General features: G+C 37.0%; 20 protein-coding genes. 2 read left to right on the forward strand and 18 right to left on the reverse strand.

All coding sequences use genetic code 11. The annotated features are described in order from the left end of the window. Positions 1-176 precede the first annotated feature (176 nt). The 11 genes from FYJ79_RS03830 to FYJ79_RS03880 all read right to left on the reverse strand — a co-directional run bounded on the left by FYJ79_RS03830 (position 177) and on the right by FYJ79_RS03880 (position 9,691). The gene (locus tag FYJ79_RS03830; protein WP_154514640.1) at positions 177-1,637 is read right to left on the reverse strand and encodes an Lsa family ABC-F type ribosomal protection protein; all 1,461 of its coding nucleotides are present in this window, start codon (positions 1,635-1,637) and stop codon (positions 177-179) included. An 851-nt stretch (positions 1,638-2,488) separates the two neighbouring features. Beyond that, positions 2,489-2,806 carry a type II toxin-antitoxin system RelE/ParE family toxin gene (locus FYJ79_RS03835; protein ID WP_154514641.1) on the reverse strand — a complete coding sequence of 106 codons (318 nt, stop codon included), beginning with the start codon at positions 2,804-2,806 and terminating at the stop codon, positions 2,489-2,491. A gap of 2 nt (positions 2,807-2,808) precedes the next feature. Continuing rightward, the gene (locus FYJ79_RS03840; RefSeq protein ID WP_154514642.1) at positions 2,809-3,087 is read right to left on the reverse strand and encodes a type II toxin-antitoxin system Phd/YefM family antitoxin; all 279 of its coding nucleotides are present in this window, start codon (positions 3,085-3,087) and stop codon (positions 2,809-2,811) included. Positions 3,088-3,235: 148 nt separating this feature from the next. Further along, positions 3,236-3,472 (reverse strand): hypothetical protein, encoded by a 237-nt coding sequence (locus tag FYJ79_RS03845; protein WP_154514643.1) that lies wholly within the window; start codon positions 3,470-3,472, stop codon positions 3,236-3,238. Then, positions 3,459-3,710: a helix-turn-helix domain-containing protein gene (locus FYJ79_RS03850; protein ID WP_154514644.1), complete on the reverse strand. Its 252-nt coding sequence runs from the start codon at positions 3,708-3,710 to the stop codon at positions 3,459-3,461. The genes FYJ79_RS03845 and FYJ79_RS03850 overlap by 14 nt, the downstream gene beginning before the upstream one ends. Before the next feature lie 210 nt (positions 3,711-3,920). After that, entirely contained in the window at positions 3,921-4,295 is a 375-nt protein-coding gene (locus FYJ79_RS03855) for a DUF3658 domain-containing protein (protein WP_195837011.1), read from the reverse strand. A gap of 116 nt (positions 4,296-4,411) precedes the next feature. Then, the gene (locus tag FYJ79_RS03860) at positions 4,412-4,753 is read right to left on the reverse strand and encodes a hypothetical protein (protein ID WP_154514646.1); all 342 of its coding nucleotides are present in this window, start codon (positions 4,751-4,753) and stop codon (positions 4,412-4,414) included. A gap of 410 nt (positions 4,754-5,163) precedes the next feature. Continuing rightward, a complete protein-coding gene (locus FYJ79_RS03865) occupies positions 5,164-5,484 on the reverse strand; it encodes a type II toxin-antitoxin system RelE/ParE family toxin (RefSeq protein ID WP_154514648.1) in 321 nt (106 codons plus the stop codon). Next, positions 5,481-5,786, reverse strand: coding sequence for a type II toxin-antitoxin system RelB/DinJ family antitoxin (locus tag FYJ79_RS03870; RefSeq protein WP_154514650.1), 306 nt, complete (start codon positions 5,784-5,786; stop codon positions 5,481-5,483). The genes FYJ79_RS03865 and FYJ79_RS03870 overlap by 4 nt, the downstream gene beginning before the upstream one ends. Positions 5,787-6,800: 1,014 nt before the next feature. Continuing rightward, positions 6,801-8,348 carry a glutamine-hydrolyzing GMP synthase gene (gene guaA, locus FYJ79_RS03875; RefSeq protein WP_154514652.1) on the reverse strand — a complete coding sequence of 516 codons (1,548 nt, stop codon included), beginning with the start codon at positions 8,346-8,348 and terminating at the stop codon, positions 6,801-6,803. A gap of 62 nt (positions 8,349-8,410) precedes the next feature. Continuing rightward, the gene (locus FYJ79_RS03880; RefSeq protein ID WP_154514654.1) at positions 8,411-9,691 is read right to left on the reverse strand and encodes an adenylosuccinate synthase; all 1,281 of its coding nucleotides are present in this window, start codon (positions 9,689-9,691) and stop codon (positions 8,411-8,413) included. A 112-nt stretch (positions 9,692-9,803) separates the two neighbouring features. Here FYJ79_RS03880 and FYJ79_RS03885 point away from each other — a divergent pair, with 112 nt between their 5' ends. Continuing rightward, on the forward strand, positions 9,804-10,712 hold the full coding sequence (locus FYJ79_RS03885; protein ID WP_154514656.1) for a LysR family transcriptional regulator: 909 nt from the start codon (positions 9,804-9,806) through the stop codon (positions 10,710-10,712). On the opposite strand, the gene FYJ79_RS03890 is transcribed toward FYJ79_RS03885, so the two are convergent. From FYJ79_RS03890 to FYJ79_RS03900, 3 genes are all read right to left on the reverse strand, one after another. Continuing rightward, positions 10,663-11,775, reverse strand: a complete 1,113-nt coding sequence (locus tag FYJ79_RS03890) for an Ldh family oxidoreductase (protein WP_154514658.1) — start codon at positions 11,773-11,775, stop codon at positions 10,663-10,665. The two genes, FYJ79_RS03885 and FYJ79_RS03890, sit on opposite strands and share 50 nt — an antisense overlap. A 91-nt stretch (positions 11,776-11,866) precedes the next feature. Then, positions 11,867-12,376: a hypothetical protein gene (locus tag FYJ79_RS03895; protein ID WP_154514660.1), complete on the reverse strand. Its 510-nt coding sequence runs from the start codon at positions 12,374-12,376 to the stop codon at positions 11,867-11,869. Beyond that, the gene (locus FYJ79_RS03900; RefSeq protein WP_154514662.1) at positions 12,363-14,021 is read right to left on the reverse strand and encodes a hypothetical protein; all 1,659 of its coding nucleotides are present in this window, start codon (positions 14,019-14,021) and stop codon (positions 12,363-12,365) included. Before FYJ79_RS03900 ends, FYJ79_RS03895 begins: the two co-directional genes overlap by 14 nt. 71 nt (positions 14,022-14,092) lie before the next feature. Here FYJ79_RS03900 and FYJ79_RS03905 point away from each other — a divergent pair, with 71 nt between their 5' ends. After that, on the forward strand, positions 14,093-14,500 hold the full coding sequence (locus FYJ79_RS03905; protein WP_154514664.1) for an HIT family protein: 408 nt from the start codon (positions 14,093-14,095) through the stop codon (positions 14,498-14,500). A gap of 28 nt (positions 14,501-14,528) precedes the next feature. Here FYJ79_RS03905 and FYJ79_RS03910 read toward each other — a convergent pair whose 3' ends face one another. Genes FYJ79_RS03910 through FYJ79_RS03925 form a run of 4 tightly spaced genes read right to left on the reverse strand, consistent with a single transcriptional unit; the run spans position 14,529 to position 18,192 of the window. Continuing rightward, positions 14,529-15,434: a hypothetical protein gene (locus tag FYJ79_RS03910; RefSeq protein ID WP_154514666.1), complete on the reverse strand. Its 906-nt coding sequence runs from the start codon at positions 15,432-15,434 to the stop codon at positions 14,529-14,531. Then, entirely contained in the window at positions 15,431-16,672 is a 1,242-nt protein-coding gene (locus FYJ79_RS03915) for a DnaD domain protein (protein WP_154514668.1), read from the reverse strand. Before FYJ79_RS03915 ends, FYJ79_RS03910 begins: the two co-directional genes overlap by 4 nt. Beyond that, positions 16,659-17,240, reverse strand: a complete 582-nt coding sequence (gene coaE / locus FYJ79_RS03920; protein WP_154514670.1) for a dephospho-CoA kinase — start codon at positions 17,238-17,240, stop codon at positions 16,659-16,661. The genes FYJ79_RS03915 and coaE overlap by 14 nt, the downstream gene beginning before the upstream one ends. Continuing rightward, positions 17,230-18,192, reverse strand: coding sequence for a Gfo/Idh/MocA family protein (locus tag FYJ79_RS03925; RefSeq protein ID WP_154514672.1), 963 nt, complete (start codon positions 18,190-18,192; stop codon positions 17,230-17,232). The genes coaE and FYJ79_RS03925 overlap by 11 nt, the downstream gene beginning before the upstream one ends. Between the last annotated feature and the right edge of the window lie 2 nt (positions 18,193-18,194).

An 18,194-nucleotide genomic window follows, 5' to 3' on the forward strand; every position in this document is an offset into this window, starting at 1 on the left:
TGATTGATAGAAACAAATTACATTCCTAGTTTATCATGCACCCACAAGAATTAAGGATGCTATTCCTGTACTGAAAACTTTATAATATTGAAGCAATACCCTGCCTTTAAACAAAAAGATCAACATATTGTCAAGATTAGCCATTTTGTTTCAAGACACTTTGACATCCTATTTTCTTATAGTTGAATTATTCTTGTTGCGATGGCATCTCGAAAAGCTTTGTCGTGTTCAACAAATATCATTGTTGGGGAAAATGCTTTAAGCAGTTGTTCAATTTGCATCCGGGAATAGATATCAATATAGTTAAGAGGTTCATCCCAAACATAGAGATGTGCTTGGTCACATAGACTTTTGGCAATAAGGACCTTTTTCTTTTGTCCAGCTGAAAAATCCTGCATGTCTTTCTCAAACTGTATGCGTTCAAAGTCCATTTTTCTTAGTATTGCTTTAAATAGACTTTCATCTAGAGAGTTATCTTGTGCATAGTCAGACAATCTGCCTTTAATGTGTGATGTATCCTGTGGTACATAAGAAATAACAAGCCTAGAGCCACGTTGTATTGTACCAGTATGTTCAATTGACTCGCCGATTAAAAGCTTCAGTAAACTGCTCTTCCCACTTCCATTTTTGCCATCAAGCGCAATACGTTCTCCTTGTTGGATTGTAAATGTAACAGGATCAGATATAACCTTTCCATCATAACAACAAGCAACTTCAGAATAAGAAACAAGCGTATTAGCATGATATTTTTGTGGTGAAAGTTTGAGATTTTCTACTGTTTCAATATTCTTTAATAGACTTAATTTTTGTTTTATGGCTTGTTGCTGTCTTGCTTCGATGTTTTTCGAACGCTTCATCATTTTAGCTGCTTTATGGCCTACAAAGCCCTTGTCTGCTGCACCAATTTTTGATGCTTCCACACGATCAGACCACTGTGACGAACGCTTTGCGGATTGTTGTAATCTATTGATGTCTTTTTTTAAACGTTTATTCTGGGCGAGTTCAAAGTTTTGTTGTTGTGTGAAGTTTTGCATCCAAGAAGAGAAGTTACCACTTTGTACTTCAATAGTTGATCTGTTGAGAGATAAAATGTGATCAACACACCCATCTAAGAAATGACGATCATGTGAGACAAGTAGAAATCCCTTCTTCTTTTTCAAATACCCAGCAACAATCTCACGTGCTTCTACATCTAAATGGTTGGTCGGTTCATCAATCAAGAGAAAATGTTCTTCATTACAAAACAAAGCAGCTAATAAGACCTTTGTCTGTTCGCCATGAGAAAGTGTATTGAATGGTCGATAGAGCACATCAGCTTCCATATCTAAATATGACAGTTCTCGCATTAATTCCCATTCTTCAGCCATTGGTGCAACTTCAAGGAATATTTCATTGGTAAGCTTTGTTTTGTCTGCTATAGGATAAGGAAAATAATCAAACTCAACAGATGCTTCAATATTTCCATTATATTCATATTGACCAAGTAAGAGCTTTAATAATGTTGTCTTTCCTCTTCCATTCCTCCCAACAAAGCCAGTTTTCCAATTGCTATCAATCTGGCAATTAACATTTTCAAAGATATTCTCATAGCTTGTTGGATAGGAGAAGGTGAGATTTTCTATTTTAATCATCGACATAATATGATACTCCTTTCAATTTTCAAAATTTATAAATTCAACACTAACCTATATCACTAAAACCATATATGCCAACTTTTCTCCATTCTCATTAGTACCACTTCCTTTCAAAAAAAGAGAGCTGCAAGAAATTCATTCTTACAGCTCTTCATAGCAAAATAAAGCCCTTTAATAGGGACAATTAACTATATTGAGATGAAATAGACTTATAACTTTCTTGCAACAGGCATAGTTGTACTATTAAAAGTACAACCACATCTTCCAGTTTTATTTGCAAGAAAAGTTAATCATCCTTCCACCTCTTTCTATTAGCTATATTCTATCACATATTCAATTAATAATCAAGCACTACCTTATTTACAGTATTCTTCTAATCTCTTCTTTATTTCACAAAAGCTTTCCAACATTAGTTTTATATTTCTTTTGAAAATTTACAACAAAATCATCTACATTGCTTATTTTAGTTATACATAATTATATTGCACAAGTTTTCTTATTCACCCGCTATTATTCTTTTATAAAGCTGTAAAAAATAGTATCTATAATTTTGTGGTACTAAGTTAAGTTTGAGAATAACTTCAACGTCTTTTCTATGCTGCTAACTTGTAACTACCTCGGTACTCTTTTTATATACTTCAGGATTATATAGGACAATACAGATAAAATCGCAAAATCACTTTCTTAAAAACTGGGTGGTATTTCCGTCCTTAACTTTTATGGCTCTCCTAAATTGTGTTAGGCTCATATTAACTCCTACACTACTATAAATGGCAATTTTATTTGTTTCTATTTCATTTATCTGAACTTCAAGAGAAAGCGTCATGCCTCTATAAACATGAATAGGTTTAATCTTAAAGGCCTCGGATAATACTTAAGTAATCTTGTCTCTGGTCTACCACTGCATAAACTGTTACAACTTTTTTGTCATCATCAACTTTATAAAAGACAAGATCTTTTTCTAAAATAAGTCCTAAATATCCTTGACGCTTTAACACATTGTATCTTGGGTGTACACCGATGTAAGGATTCTCCCCCAAATTCATAATAGATTTTTCCAAATAATCCAATTTCTCAAGTGCTACGTCGTTTCCAAAGTTCTGAGCTATTAACAAAACTATATGACGAATTAAGGAATCCGCTGTATCCGTTCTTTCAACTTTATACTTCAAGCTTAGCCCTCCTTAAGTATCTTTCGCAAATCATCGAATGTATCCTTAATCGGAGCTACTCTTCTACACCTAACATCTTCATCAGCTTCAGCCAGGATTTCTAAAAGTTCTATTCTAGCCTTCATTCTCTTATATTCTTCATAGCCAAGAGAAACTGTATCACCTCTTCCATTTACTGTGATGATTACAGCCTCATTATTTTCACGGCACTGTTTTGATACTTCGTTATAATGATTTCTAAGATCTGCTGATGGGCGAATTATTTCTTTTAATTCATACATTATTATCATCTCCGTTCCTTGATAGACACATTATATCGCTATATGTCTATTGTTTCAATTCATGAGTTGTTTTTACAGCAGCAATGTAACCCTAAAGGTATAGGCATAATTTATTTTTATACATATCAATAGTTGTAGACATAGGAAATCAATCTTCACCTGACGCACCCCCAGTTGTCAAGAAATCCTTGACAACTGATTTCTTATTCAACTCTCCTTCTTTAAAACAATTATTTGCATGCAAACTCACATTTTGTTTTGTTGTATCAAATAACTCTGCCATTTGAGCTTGCGAAAGCCATACCGTATCTCCATCCATCGGCACAGACAATGTCACTTTCTTATCAGATGTTTCAAATAAAATTATCTCATTATTCTGTTCCATCTATATCCTCCCTCCTGACACTTCCCTTATCTTCTAAAATCTTTTCCATTTTGGAATAATACAATATCAGTCTCAAAACATAGTCTGGCATCTTTCTTCTTCCGGCTTCCCATTCCTCTAATGTACGAAGCGGAATATCCATATATTCGGAAAACTGTTTACGATTAAGTCCCAAATCCGCTCTAATATTCTTCAAAGTTTCTATCTGGTTTTTTAATTCTTCTTTTTTTTCTCCCATGATAGCCTCCTATGTTAGCCACTCATTGTGTGGTTTTATTGTAAAACGAAATTTTGAACTTTTCAACTATATAAGAAAGCAATTTCCTATGATACAAAAAAGTGGAGATTTCTCTCCGCCTAAATAAAAACCTATTATTTTATATATTCTCTTTTCATTTTTTGTGCTGAAAATCAATGATTATAAACACCCCCATTTACAATCCATTTATCAAATTGTTTTCTTTACTCTTGTCACCATTGGCTTTTCTTTACATTCTTCAACTATTTCAAGTTCTCCACGCTCCACAAAGCAAAGAACCCGCTCATACAAAGAAAAATCTCCAACCATTAATTCGTATACTCCCATTACATCTCCTACTAACCTGGCAATTGTAAATTTTTCCGGGAGCTTAATTGTCGTATTTCTGATAAATGAATCCAGGAAATCTTCCGGTAAACTTACAAGATTTCCGCTAACCATAAGTCTCATCGGTGCGTTTTCCTTGCAAAGTTCTTTCCACCTATCAGAACAAATCTCAATCTGCTTTTTTGTAATTTCCTTTTCCAACTTCAGTGCTTCATAATACATTTCAGGCCCAAGCATGGCCGTTCCCCGACAATAATAAGAACCGGTCCAATAATCCGGTGGAATAAATACTGTACTGATATTCTTATAATATTTTTGGCTATCCAAAAAACTCATAAGCCAATAGAAGGCATTTATTTCATCAGGAGCACTGCTATACCATATTCGTATTTCTTCCTCATTTTTATGGCAATTTTAAATTCCTGTAAATATTTATTATTCTTCTTTTTTAAATCATCAATCCAATCTTTGGCAAGAGATCCGGCTATTCCCGCTGGATACATAGTACTTATACTTTTATATAAATACTGATATCTCCTGTCAGACGGAATTTTTTCAGATATATCCCCAAAGGCAAGATTATATTCCAAACAGGTAATATCGTTTGCACCCATTGAGTTTTCCCCTATTCCTACATCTTGAGCAGCTCTTAAACTTGCTCCCACACTAAGTCCAAATACGATCTCCTTTTTCATTTATTATTATCCCCTTTTTTCATTTAGCATAATAACTTTCCAAATTTGAAAGAACCATTATCACCAGCCTGACTTCTAAACTCCTCGAATTCGAGGGCCTTCATAATCACTCCTATATTATGCTATATCTGTAAAAGAAATAAACTCATTTTCCAGAATCATTTTAGAATCAATCATAGAATCATAATAAAAAAGGACCGGGAACGAACGCTCTCAACCCTTGATATTACTGGTTTTCTATACACTTGCAAACCACTTGGAACTACTCACTCGTTATTCCATCTCTAGAAAGGCATCAATATCTTGCGAAATTGATTTTCTTTTATAGCTATATGTTGTTGTAGTTTTACGTTTATTCCATCGATTTTTTTGCTTTTTATGACTTTTTGCAACCAAAGCGCAATCGGAAATTAATAATCTTCTTTCAGTCTCTTTTCAATATCAGAGGCACTGTATAATACTCTAGTTACCGTGATAGTCTCGTCCTTGAATACATAAAATATCGAGTAATTATTTGCCAGCATTCGCCTAAGCCCTTGCGAGCGTTCTGGTTCAAAATCTACCAGTCTGAATTTCTCTGGGAAAAAGCCAAGTTCGAGTGCAGCATCAGCTATTTTGTTGTACTGGCCCATAGCATTTTCCAGCGATTGCAAATTCAATGCGATATATTCATATATCCCATTTATATCTGTCAGTGCTTTATCAGTGATTTTTACAGCATATTCTCTCATTTGTGACTCTCTCTAAAAGCTGCAAATGCTGACTTTGCATCCTGTACACGGCCTGCTTCAATATCATCAAAGCCTTCCTGTAATTTTGTATGAATCTCTGCAGTTGTCATAAGATCTGCATTAATAGCATCTGGAGCCTGCGGTAATACTACTTTAAACGGAATACCTCCTGTAAGCGTAATCTGCTTTAAATACATATCAATAGCTGTAGACATTGGGATTCCAAGACGTGAAAGTACATCTTCAGCCGCTTTTTTCGTTGAAGGATTAACTCGTAAATTAAGTGTTGCTGTTTTCTCCATACTATCAACTCCTCTTTATTTAATTGTAACGCTATTTGCGTTACAATACAAGGCGCGTTTGCACCTTTATCGCTTGGTTTTATCATTTGCAAGCAATAGTGAATAAAACTATTACGGCATTTATTGCTTCACTTATTACGGCAACTTAATTATGTTATGCTTTGCACTTCGCCTCAGCATTCCATTCATTTCCACAAAGCTTACAGCACACTGCGACCTTATTATGTCGACTTTTATACTCTCCTATAACTTCAACATTAGGATTGCTGTCAGTCATTTCGTTGACGAATTCGAACTGCGTTTTTCGAACACTTGAATGAGCCTTCTCAGTTCCACATTTTCTGCACCCATATCCTTATAATAATTGTGCTGGTATAGCATTCCACTCATTATTACACTTACGACAGCGTACATGTATCCGTATATTGACATTAATAAAATGATCTATAACCTCTATATTTTGATTAATCTTATAAAGCTTTTCAACAAACTCTTTATGAGTCTGAGCCCTTGACGCAACAGCAGCCTTTATTTCTATCATTTCCCATTCATTATCTGTAAAATGAACATCGACATTCCTGTCATGAAGTAGTTCAATAGTCAGTTTTTTAATTCAGAATGGTTTCCAGAATTCAAATCAATATTTTAACATTATGCAATCGCTTTGACATGGTGATACTATCCCACTAGGCATTGATTATATATTGTTATCAAACTTATTTCTGCTCTCTGACATTTTTCTCGTTTTTTTGCATCACGATTAATGCTTCGACTATGAACAAACCAATTTCTTAATATATAAAAAATGCGTGGGAAGAGAATCAATTCTTCTCACGCATCTTAAATGCCTTTGCTTTTTCTATACTAATAATATCATTGCTATTCACCCGTGTTTATGTCCAATGTCGGTCAAGACAGGACGAAGCGAGACAAGGTTTCATTTCCCTGATAACAACTTCTGCAACCAAAGAATTTGAAGGTCCAGTATTTATGCCCGTTTCCAGCGATAATACATTATTCAAACTCAATAGTTCCTGGTGGTTTAGAAGTAATATCATACATTACTCTGTTAACACCACGAACTTCATTGATGATACGACTCATGACTGTGCTTAAGACATCAAATGGAATATTGGCTGCTTCAGCCGTCATAAAATCAATGGTATTGACAGCACGTAATGCAATCGCATAGTCATATGTTCTTTCGTCACCCATGACACCTACTGAACGCATATTCGTAAGTGCTGCGAAGTACTGACCGATTGAACGATCTAAGCCAGCCTTAGCGATTTCTTCACGATATATAGCATCAGCATCCTGGACAATACGTACTTTTTCTGGTGTAACTTCACCAATGATACGAATGCCCAAGCCTGGACCTGGGAATGGCTGTCTGAAGACTAAGTATTCTGGAATACCGAGTTCTAGACCAACTTTACGTACTTCATCTTTAAATAAATTACGTAATGGTTCAACGATTTCTTTAAAGTCAACATAATCTGGTAAACCACCAACATTATGATGGGACTTAATAACAGCTGATTCTCCACCTAGTCCTGATTCAACAACATCAGGATAGATTGTTCCCTGAACTAAGAAGTCAACTGCACCAATCTTCTTGGCTTCTTCTTCAAAGACACGAATAAACTCTTCACCAATAATCTTACGCTTTCTTTCTGGTTCCGTTACGCCTTTAAGCTTTTCATAATAACGAGAAGCGGCATCAACACGAATGAAGTTCAAGTCATAAGGTCCTTCCGGTCCAAAGACTGCTTCGACTTCATCGCCTTCATTCTTTCTAAGTAGTCCATGGTCGACAAAGACACAAGTCAGCTGTTTACCAACAGCCTTAGAAAGAAGGACAGCGGCTACCGAAGAATCAACGCCTCCTGAAAGAGCACATAAAACCTTACCATCACCGACTTTTTCTCTAATGGCTTTAATCTGTTCATCAACGAAATTAGCCATGATCCAGTCCTGTGAGAAGTGGCAGACATTTACGACAAAGTTTCTGATCATCTCAGTACCCTGTTCTGTATGTAAGACTTCTGGGTGGAACTGAATGCCATAAAGCTGACGGTCGTCTGTTGATTCAAATGCGGCAACAGGACAGTTTTCTGAATGGGCAATACTCTTGAAGTTTGGACCTAACTGACTGATGTAGTCAAAGTGACTCATCCAAACGACAGAATCTTCCTTTAAATCTTTAAATAAAGGGCTTGTTGTATCAAAATGGACATTCGTCTTGCCATATTCTCTAAAGTCAGCTCTTTCCACCTTGCCACCAAGCAAGTGCTGCATAAGCTGTGCTCCATAACATAAGCCAAGTACTGGAATACCTAGATTGAAGAGCTCTTTACTATATGTTGCAGCACCTTCGACATAGCAGCTATCAGGGCCACCTGTCAGGATGATTCCTTTAGGATGCATTGCTTTAATCTTTTCGATATCCGTTTTATAGGAATAGATTTCACAATAAACCTGATTCTCACGTACACGGCGTGCAACGAGCTGATTATATTGACCACCAAAGTCAATGACAATCATTAATTCGTTCTTCATGCATTTCTCCTTTTCTTTAATTTATACGACATTATAATACAAACTCAAACATATAGAAAGTATTACTTCTTATCTTCAAAGACATTACGTAAGACAATTGTCTGCTTACGATCAGGACCAACTGAGAACATATCAATTGGACAATGTACTAACTCAGAAATCTTATCAATATAGTTCTGCGCATTCACTGGTAATTCTTCAAATGAAGTAACATTTGAGATATCTTCACTCCAGCCTGGAAGTTCAATATAGAGTGGTTCTACTCTTTCTAAGTCTTCTACACATGCTGGTAAGGAATGAATTTCCTTGCCATCTAGTTTATAAGCATAGCAGAGTTTAAGTGTAGGAATACCTGTGAGTACATCCAACAACATTAATGAAATACCAGTTAAAGAAGACATACGTCTGCTCTGGTTAACGACAACGGCATCAAACCAGCCGACACGTCTAGGACGTTTTGTGACTGTGCCATATTCATGTCCTGCTTCACGTATTTGATGGGCAAGTTCACCATCTAGTTCTGTAGGGAAAGCACCAGCACCTACACGTGTTGTATAAGCTTTGACAATACCTACAACATCATCAAGATATAATGGACCAATAGAAGCTCCAGAGCTTACGCCATTGGCACCTGGATTTGATGAAGTGACATATGGATATGTTCCATAGTCAATATCCAGCATTGTCCCCTGAGCACCTTCAAAGAGCACTTTCTTGTTGGCTTCAAAGGCTTCATCTAAGAATTCACCTGTATCACAGACATAAGGCTTGATGACTTTCGCATATTCTTTATATTCTTCAAAGATCTGATCGGCATCAGCCTTTAAATCAGGATAAAGCTTTTTCTTGAAGCTAATAACCTGATGGAGTTTCTTATTAAAGCGTTCTTCATTAATGAAGTCACCCATACGAATACCAACACGATCATATTTATCAACATAACATGGACCAATACCACGTCCAGTTGTCCCAATTGCTGCGTCACCACGTAAGGCTTCTTCCATTGCATCAATTTCAATATGATATGGAAGTAAAACCTGTGCACGATCAGAAATATGAATCTTATCTGTATTAATACCTGCATCATTTAAGTATTTGATTTCTTCTAGTAAAGCCTTAGGGTTAATGACCATGCCATTGCCCATGACAACTTCACCTGTTGTAAAGATACCTGAAGGAATAAGTCTTAAGGCAAACTTCTTTCCATCATAAACGATTGTGTGACCCGCATTATTACCGCCTGAATATCTCACAACTAAATCAGCCTGTTGCGCAAGATAATCGGTGACCTTACCTTTACCTTCATCGCCCCATTGGCTACCTACTACTACAACTCCTGCCATAAATTTCATCCTTTCTTGTCATATATGACTTCATGACATACTTATTATAATATGCTTATTGATATAAGTAAAATTAATAAATATAATACTAGATATTAGGAGGACTAATATCATGAATACTAAACTTGAACAATATCGTATCTTTAATGAAGCAGCGACAACTCTCTCTTTTTCCAAAGCAGCCCATCATCTCTATATCTCCCAATCCGCCGTTTCACAGGCCATCAACAGCCTTGAAAAAGAATTGGATGTAAAGCTCTTTATCAGACTCTCTAAAGGTGTCATGTTGACACCTGAAGGAGAAATGATGCATAAGAATATTGCTGAAGCTTTAACGCTGATCTCTTCGGCAGAAAATAAACTGACAAGCTTCAAGGAGCTTAAGAGTGGCTCATTGACGATTGGTGCTGCGGATGCTTTATGTGAACATTATTTATTAAATTATATTGTTCAATATCGCAAGCTTTATCCCAATATCAATCTGAAGGTGGTCAATGGGACAAGCTTGGAGACCATCAAGATGGTTAAGAATGGTTCAATCGATTTAGCTTTTGTGAATATGCCTTTATTTGATGAGGCATTGTCCATTAAGCCATGTCTTGATGTTCATGATATCTTTGTTGGTGGTCATCAGGATGATCATATTTATAGCTATGAAGAGATTGCCAGCCAGGAACTCATCATGTTGGAACGTTTAAGTAATTCAAGGCATTATATTGATCATATTTTCTCCACCAATGGTGTTCTGCTTAAGCCTGCTATGGAATTAGGCGCTTATGCCTTACTTGTCCTTTTTGCGAAATATAATCTTGGTATTTCTTGTATTATTAAAGAGTTTTCAGCACAAGAGCTAGAGAATCATGAAATCTATGAACTGAAACTTGCCAAAGAGATTGCTCCCCGTCAGATTGGTTATGCCTACTTAAAGCGTAAAAGCCTAAGTGCGAGTGCAATGGAATTTATTAAGCTGCTTACTCATCCTCAAATGGAAAATGATAATCAAGATGATAACGATTTCTGATATCAAGGAATTCTTTTTGAACACTGATACCAAGTGGAACGCCTTTATCCTTGCGTTCTAAGTAAGCAAGATATTCCTTTTCACCTGCTGTATAGATACGTGTTGCCCCAGGTGCTTTCTTGCTTGCGCGAAGCTGACGACAAATGTCACCTGTCGTTTTTCTTAATATTTCTTCTCCCATGAAGAATTCAGGATTGATGACAATAAAGAAATGTCCTAGTTCGATTGGTTTCTTGTTGCCCTGTTCATCCTTACCTGATAAGTCCTTCATGAAATGAGCAGCAGAAAGAGCGCTTGAAAGCATTTCAACGACTGTGGCATAGCCATAGCCCTTATAGCCTGCAAGATCTTCACCAATACCACCTAATGGAGCAAGAGCTGCTTCGCCTTTAACGAGATCTTCAAGAATCTCTTTTGCATTGGTCTTGCTTTCACCATTTGCGCCAATAACTACACCTGCTGGGACATCTTTGTCTATTCTTGCATAGACTTCAATCTTGCCTCTTTGATAGATGGATGTTGCACAATCAAGAATAAAATCAAAATCTTCATCCGTTGGAATCGCAAATGTGAGTGGGTTTGTTCCTAGCATATTTTCGACCCCAAATGTTGGAGCAATAGAAGGACGAGCATTCGTGCCACAAATACCAATCATGCCTTGACGACTTGCCATGCTTGCCCAGTATCCAGCAATGCCATAATGGGTAGAATTACGGATTGCCCCCATTGCCATACCATATTTCTTAGCCTTTTCAATAAGTGCAGTCATACACTTATAGCTTGCCACCATTCCCATACCATTATGGGCATCAGCGACAATTGTCGTTGGGGTGTCTTTAACGACTTCATAATCTGTGACAGGATTTTGAATACCTGCTTCAATACGATCAAGATAGATGGGCTTGAAGCGATTGCAGCCATGGCTTTCAATACCTCTTCGATCACTCTCTAAAAGGACATCTGTGCAAATTTTTGCATCTTCCTCAGGTACACCTACATGGACGAATGCATCTGTCATAAAATGTTGTAATAAGTCCCAAGGGACATATGTTTTCTTTTCCATAAGAAAAACCTCCTATTACTATTTTAACCAATCTGTTTCTTCAAAAATAGAAAAACAAGCATTGTTGAAAAAATAGCTAGAAGGTTGTCACTTATTTCATACCAAGCATCTTTAATGCCCCAACAACGGCATAAATATCTGTCCCATCTTCCATAACATAGCGTTTTGATGTGATAGGTAAGTTCTGATCTTTTAAGAATATTAAGTCATTATTTCTTTTAATTTGTTCTTTCTCAAAGATTTTCTTATATCTTTTGACAATCTTAGCGCTTGTCACATGCATTTCATTATAAACATCCTTTGTCAATATATCCCCATTGGCTGCCGTAATAGAAAATGTTGACATGCCGTCATTAACTAATACCTCCTCCATATGTTCAAACATGGCTTGAAGCATAGCCTTATACATGCCTGATAAATGATAATGTTCTAAGGATACATTAAGCGCAAAGTCATAATTCTCTTCGCCATTCATTTCTAAGAAATGATAAATGATCTGAAGCATTTTATCGGCTGAGACATTGGCTCTAATGCATGTTGGCTCTATTTCATATCCTTCTTCAATGATTGCATCCGTTTCTATTCCTTTAATATATTCCATTCCGTTTTTCCTCACAATCCTTCATTTCTTTAATACTTTCATCATTCAATGTATACTCATGCACATAAGTAATCTTGCCACTTCTCAGATAGTCTTTAACTTCCTTAAAGTCCACATAAGCCTCTTCATATTCCTTTAAGACATAGAGAATATGAGCATAATCTTTTAAAGAAACATAATAATAGTATTCTCTTGATTCTTTGTCTTTCTTGCGATACTGCTGGCTTATAATCAAGCACTCCTTTAGATAATCACGTGCACTTTCAAGATGTCCCAACGCTTCTTCTACATAGCCCATATGGCGCATAGCTAAAGATAAGCTATAGGCTGAAGGTATAGTATGATAGCTATTGTTGATCTGAATGCGCAAAAGCAGGTCGTCATAGAAGTATTGATAGGCAAGATCATACTCTTCATGATTGAAGTAATGCCAGCCAATATTCATTAAGGCAATCCCTTTTTCTGCATAGTCATGATATGCCCCTCTGATATTAGCCACTTGACTTACTTCTTTAAGAGCTTCTTGAAAATAATGCATGGCATTATCTTTGTCATCGATTTTCTCATAACAACGTCCTAATTTCTTATGAATAATACTTTGAGAAAAGAGATTATCGATACTTTGTTCTTTAAGATCATCAGTGATAATCATCTTTTCCACCTGACAATAATGCTGGATAGCTTGTCTGTAATCTTCAAGAGCAAGATAAGCATCTCCCTTATATTCAATTGCCACAATAAGATCATCATGCACAAACTCTTCAGGTAAAGCGAGGAGATATTGATAGCTCTCTTCAAACAAATCTAAGACTTCCTGCCCATCCATATCTAACAGCATCAGTCTTAAGGCAATCTGTCTTAACCCAATAGCCAGGGCATATTGATTGTCATCAGTCTGCTCCTCAAGATAGAGCTTGCGATATACAGCTGTTTCTGCTTTATGAAAGAACAGCGAACGATTTTCATCATCAAGACGATGATAAATCAAGGCAATACGCTCTAAGACATGACCATAACGATAATCCTGTTCTCCTGCTGATATTTGTGAAAAGAGATTTTGATAAGCTTTTAGTGCTTCTTCATCCTTTTCTTCAAGAAATAAGATATCAGCAAGCTGTTCAAGGGCACTTGTGGCATTATGGCGGTTGATATCATTATCATTCTCTTTCGCAACTTCACAAAGAAGAACAGCAGCATTTTGATAACACTCTTGTGCTTGGTTATAAAGCTCTCTAGCCTTTAGAAACTGTCCATAATTCGTATAATCCACAGCTAATAAAATCACATCATCTTCATCATAGACATCACGATCTTCTTCTATCATCTCCTGAAATAATCCATCAATTTCATAGAGATGACCTTCATCCTTTTCACTCAAAAAATAATCCATCAACTGATCATTATAAAGCAAGTCATCAAAAGATACATCTTCACAATAAGAAAGCATCAAATCATAAAGCTCACTCAAACTAAAATGACTTGATAGAGGTCTATACTCAACCTGAATATCACTCAAGCCATTAGGTGATTGATAGCCATATTCAATCGTCAGCTGATGACTATTGCAATTGAGACCAATATAACTTACCACTCGTTTGATTTCATGATCTTGTGAATCATATATGTATAATGTGATTTCATCCATATATTCTACCTACCTTAAGCTTTCCCATTATATCAAAAAGGAGTAGAATGAATACAGGAGGATGGAAAAAAATGGATCAAAATTGTATTTTCTGTAAGATTGCGAATAAAGAGATTCCTGGTAAGATTGTTTATGAGGATGATGTATGTATGGCATTTTTAGATTTATCCCAGGTTACTGATGGTCATACACTTGTCATTCCTAAAAAACATTACGCTTCTATTCTAGAAGTGGATGATGATGTATTGATGCATATGAGTGTTGTAGCTAAGAATCTTGCCAACAAGATTGTTGAGAAAATGGGGGCTAAGGGCTGCAATATCCTTTCTAATGCCAATGAAGTCGCTGGTCAGACAGTGCATCATTTCCACATTCATATCATTCCTCGCTACGAAGAGAATGAAGGCATTAAGATTCACTTTACTGATCGTTCAAAGGATGTTGATCTTGAGGCAATCTACAAGAAAATTATGGACTAAAAAATCACTACAATCAGTAGTGATTTTTTTACAAAGCATAGGCATTGACCATGCTGCTAATTTTATCAGCAATACGTTCTCTTCTTAATGCATCAGCTTTATCACTTGCCTTCGTGCAGGTATAGGCCTGGGCGAGCTGATCAAGCGAGAAGGTTGAAGTAAAGAAAGTAGGCAGTTCATTAATTGCTCGATAATTGAGAATTGTCCCGAGAATTTCATCCCTGCTCCAGGCTGTCACATTCTCATCCCCAAGTCCATCTATCAACAAATAAGGAACATTAATGACTTGATTCAAATAACTTTCATCCTGTTCATAATTATTAAAGCTCGCTTTCATTTCATAAAGAAATGTGGACATATTCATTATGCCAACATCCTTCCCCTGACGAGCTAAGGCATTCATCAAGCTTGCTAGTAACACCGTCTTGCCACTGCCGCTCTTGCCAGAAAGATAAATTCCTTTTGATGTGGGATGTTTGCGGTAAGCGACGATGGCCTGAATAGCCAATTTCATATTCGCTGATAAATGAGAAGGATCAGTCACGAAACTTGTTTTATTCAACTGAATCAGTGCCATCTTGTTTGACATATTATTGTAGACAAAATGTCTTAAAAGGCTATTCTCTTCTCGCTTCTCTTCACCAAAGCGACAATATGAAAGAGTGGAAGAAATGGCATTGCCGTCAAATACAAGCGTCTTGCATAATCCTTTACTGACCTTTGGACAATGCGCTAACCCTGTACAAACAGCACACTCCTTCCTGTCTTCATCGAATCCAAGCAGTTCTGCCCAGTAATCTGAAAGATGCTGATAACTCAAATGATTTGTTTTGACAAACTCGGCAATAGCTGGATTGGTAATAAGTTCCTGTAAGCTTTTTTTCTTGATTTCTGAAATATCATCAAGCTCTATTTCCTGATCAATCTTTATCATGATGTCTCACCTTTCAATTCTTCAATAAGTTTCATAAAGTCATCATCATTAACACGTTCTTGAACATTTTGGGCTGGTGACTGCTTTGGCTTTTCACCATTCCTTGTGCGTTCATAACCCATAACAGCCTCATAAGCTTCTTTGGCTGTATGGAGATGTTTACGGCTCCAGCTTGCTCCAATTGTTTCACAATAACTACGATTCAATGTTTGATTATTGTTGCCTAACACATACTCCAACAAGACATTGACAACGCCCGGCGTTAAGTCAAGCTGCGTCATCAGAGTTTCTGCAATCGCCAAGTCATGCATAACCGGCTCTTTTCCCCCCTGCTTTTCCTTCAACAACTGATAGGGAGAAATTGTTTCAAGATAGTTCAAATGCTGGCTGATTGGATCATTGGCAGTGTGCTGTGAGCGGTAGGCTTCTGGTTGTGTATGATAGACTTCGGAAAGCTGGCTGGTGCTATTGAGATTATAGAATTCCTGGCATTTCTTCTTAAAAAGCTCCCGATCAAAACGATTATCAATCACACTTTCCCGGGTCAATGAGGCAAGGGCAATGGCATCCACATTATAGACAACTGCCAGCTGAACGATAAAGTCTTTCTCATTGTCAATAATATAGGCTGGTAACTGATAGTCACGCAATGTCTCATAAAACAAAGACAAATCATAATCATAGATGATATTGGCTTCTTTTTTATGGGCATAATTGAATTTTGTTTTGAGTGGTGGCTTGTCATTCAGACGAATGTCAAAGACATCCTGAAAACGGGCAGTGATATCTTCATAGCCTGTCATCTTTTCACCCGCAATACGGAAATAATCACGTACACGCATGACATCATCACGCCCTATTGTATGAATCAGTAAGGTTGTAAGAATCTGGTTCGCAAAGAAATGATTGATTGATAAAGGCATTTGTACGCGAAATAGATATTTTGTCTTACCATCCTCACTATTGCGATAAGTTTTCAACAAGCCAATTGCCTCAAGCGTCTCAAGCACTTCTTGTAAGCGAGTGAGAGAAAGTCCAGAATAGATCAACAGGCGATCAACAGGACAAAGAACATGGAAACGGTCCATGCGCTTCGCCTCGGTATAAAGCAAATTATAAAGCGTATAGCCTTCAATGCCAATAAGAGGCTGATAGAGATAAATCAGCTCATCTTCCATCATACTATCGAGTGGATAGGCATATTCAGCGATATACATATCTGTCTTATAAAGTGCCATCCTTATTCACATCCTCTAATATCTTTAAGATCTGTCCTTCAAGATCTTCCAAATAACCACTATTATCAATGGTATAAGTGGCCAATGCTTTCTTTTGGACAAGTGGCATCTGAAGATCAATACGATTTTTTGCCTCATCCCTTGATAGATGATCTCTTTTCATCAAACGTTCTATCTGCCTATCCTCATCAAGATAAACACATATTGTCTTGTCACAAAGCTGATCAAAATGTGTTTCAAAAAGCAAAGGAACATCGAGGAAAACGAGATGATGGCGACTATGCTTAATATGGTCTTCCATAACCTGATAAACATAGGGATGAAGAATGCTTTCAAGAAGCTGACGCTTAGAAGCATCATGAAAGACTAACTGACCAATTTCATGACGGTTGATCGTATGAAAAGTATCCTGAATAAGCTTGTAACAGCCACTTCCCTCTTCATAGGCTTGATGAACAATCTGATCCGCATCAACAACATCATAGCCATGTGTGATCAGATAGTTCGTCACCGTTGACTTCCCGCTCGCAATGCCCCCTGTTATACCAATAACAGTCTTACTTCCCATAAGTCACCTCATGAATACGTTCAAGAAGACTGACTTCATCAATCGTATCCTGATGGGACATGCGCTTAGCTTCATAGTTAATATAGCTAATACCATGATGTACAGCCGCAATCTCACTATAGAAATCATCACCATCAAGTTCTCTTGTCACACTCTGGCTTTCACCTTCATAATTGACAGTAGCTGATGTTGGGCGATAGAAATAATCCATTTCAATACTGCCTTTTGTCCCGATGATTTTTCCTGAGCGCTTGTTTTCTGGATCATCGATGGCACATTCGAAATACGCCTCTGCTCCATTTGCGAATGTCAATGTCACTTTGTCATGAATATCAATGCCATTTTTAAATGTTGCATCATTGTCAATATGTGTGACATCACTCTTGATGACATCAAGAATACTGGCAATATTATAGACACCAACATCATAAAGAGCACCACCCATATTTTGATCAAAGAGATAACTATCGGGTGAGATTTGATTGATACTGTTGGACGTAAAGTAGTTCTCAACACGCACAATATTCCCAATCAAGCCTTTTTCAATCTGTCTATGAAGCACTTCTACAAGCGGGATGAATCTTGTCTTCATCGCTTCCATAAAGAAGAGATGATGCTTCTTGGCATAATTTGTCGCCGTTATGGCTTCTTCTCTTGAAAGGAATGCTGGTTTTTCGACAAGAACACATTTGCCATGCTTGAGTGATTCCATCACCCACTTGAAATGCAGGCCATGAGGCAAGGCGATATAGACAACATCCACATTCTCATCTTCCAACATATCCTCATAATTTTCATAAAGGACGGCTGGATGATATTTTTCTTTGAATTCTTCTCTTTTTTGTGCATTATGACTCGCTCCGGCATAAAAGTCGGCTTCATCAAATTGGGCTAGGCTAGAAACAAAGCGATGCGCAATGTTGCCTAGTCCCATAACACCCCAATGTAACATAA

The sequence above is a fragment of the Sharpea porci genome (genome assembly GCF_009695655.1).
GTDB classification, from domain to species: Bacteria; Bacillota_I; Bacilli_A; order Erysipelotrichales; family Coprobacillaceae; genus Sharpea; species Sharpea porci.

Excerpts from the sequence above, each read along its gene's own strand:
- FYJ79_RS03845 (WP_154514643.1), bottom strand. The coding sequence starts at position 3,472 with ATGGAACAGAATAATGAGATAATTTTATTTGAAACATCTGATAAGAAA.
- FYJ79_RS03865 (WP_154514648.1), bottom strand. The coding sequence starts at position 5,484 with ATGAGAGAATATGCTGTAAAAATCACTGATAAAGCACTGACAGATATA.
- FYJ79_RS03925 (WP_154514672.1), bottom strand. The coding sequence starts at position 18,192 with ATGTTACATTGGGGTGTTATGGGACTAGGCAACATTGCGCATCGCTTT.
- FYJ79_RS03890 (WP_154514658.1), bottom strand. The coding sequence starts at position 11,775 with ATGGAAAAGAAAACATATGTCCCTTGGGACTTATTACAACATTTTATG.
- FYJ79_RS03870 (WP_154514650.1), bottom strand. The coding sequence starts at position 5,786 with ATGGAGAAAACAGCAACACTTAATTTACGAGTTAATCCTTCAACGAAA.
- FYJ79_RS03905 (WP_154514664.1), top strand. The coding sequence starts at position 14,093 with ATGGATCAAAATTGTATTTTCTGTAAGATTGCGAATAAAGAGATTCCT.
- FYJ79_RS03885 (WP_154514656.1), top strand. The coding sequence starts at position 9,804 with ATGAATACTAAACTTGAACAATATCGTATCTTTAATGAAGCAGCGACA.
- FYJ79_RS03850 (WP_154514644.1), bottom strand. The coding sequence starts at position 3,710 with ATGGGAGAAAAAAAAGAAGAATTAAAAAACCAGATAGAAACTTTGAAG.
- FYJ79_RS03880 (WP_154514654.1), bottom strand. The coding sequence starts at position 9,691 with ATGGCAGGAGTTGTAGTAGTAGGTAGCCAATGGGGCGATGAAGGTAAA.
- FYJ79_RS03855 (WP_195837011.1), bottom strand. The coding sequence starts at position 4,295 with ATGCTTGGGCCTGAAATGTATTATGAAGCACTGAAGTTGGAAAAGGAA.
- FYJ79_RS03900 (WP_154514662.1), bottom strand. The coding sequence starts at position 14,021 with ATGGATGAAATCACATTATACATATATGATTCACAAGATCATGAAATC.
- guaA (WP_154514652.1), bottom strand. The coding sequence starts at position 8,348 with ATGAAGAACGAATTAATGATTGTCATTGACTTTGGTGGTCAATATAAT.
- FYJ79_RS03860 (WP_154514646.1), bottom strand. The coding sequence starts at position 4,753 with ATGAAAAAGGAGATCGTATTTGGACTTAGTGTGGGAGCAAGTTTAAGA.
- coaE (WP_154514670.1), bottom strand. The coding sequence starts at position 17,240 with ATGGGAAGTAAGACTGTTATTGGTATAACAGGGGGCATTGCGAGCGGG.
- FYJ79_RS03830 (WP_154514640.1), bottom strand. The coding sequence starts at position 1,637 with ATGTCGATGATTAAAATAGAAAATCTCACCTTCTCCTATCCAACAAGC.
- FYJ79_RS03840 (WP_154514642.1), bottom strand. The coding sequence starts at position 3,087 with ATGTATGAATTAAAAGAAATAATTCGCCCATCAGCAGATCTTAGAAAT.
- FYJ79_RS03910 (WP_154514666.1), bottom strand. The coding sequence starts at position 15,434 with ATGATAAAGATTGATCAGGAAATAGAGCTTGATGATATTTCAGAAATC.
- FYJ79_RS03895 (WP_154514660.1), bottom strand. The coding sequence starts at position 12,376 with ATGGAATATATTAAAGGAATAGAAACGGATGCAATCATTGAAGAAGGA.
- FYJ79_RS03915 (WP_154514668.1), bottom strand. The coding sequence starts at position 16,672 with ATGGCACTTTATAAGACAGATATGTATATCGCTGAATATGCCTATCCA.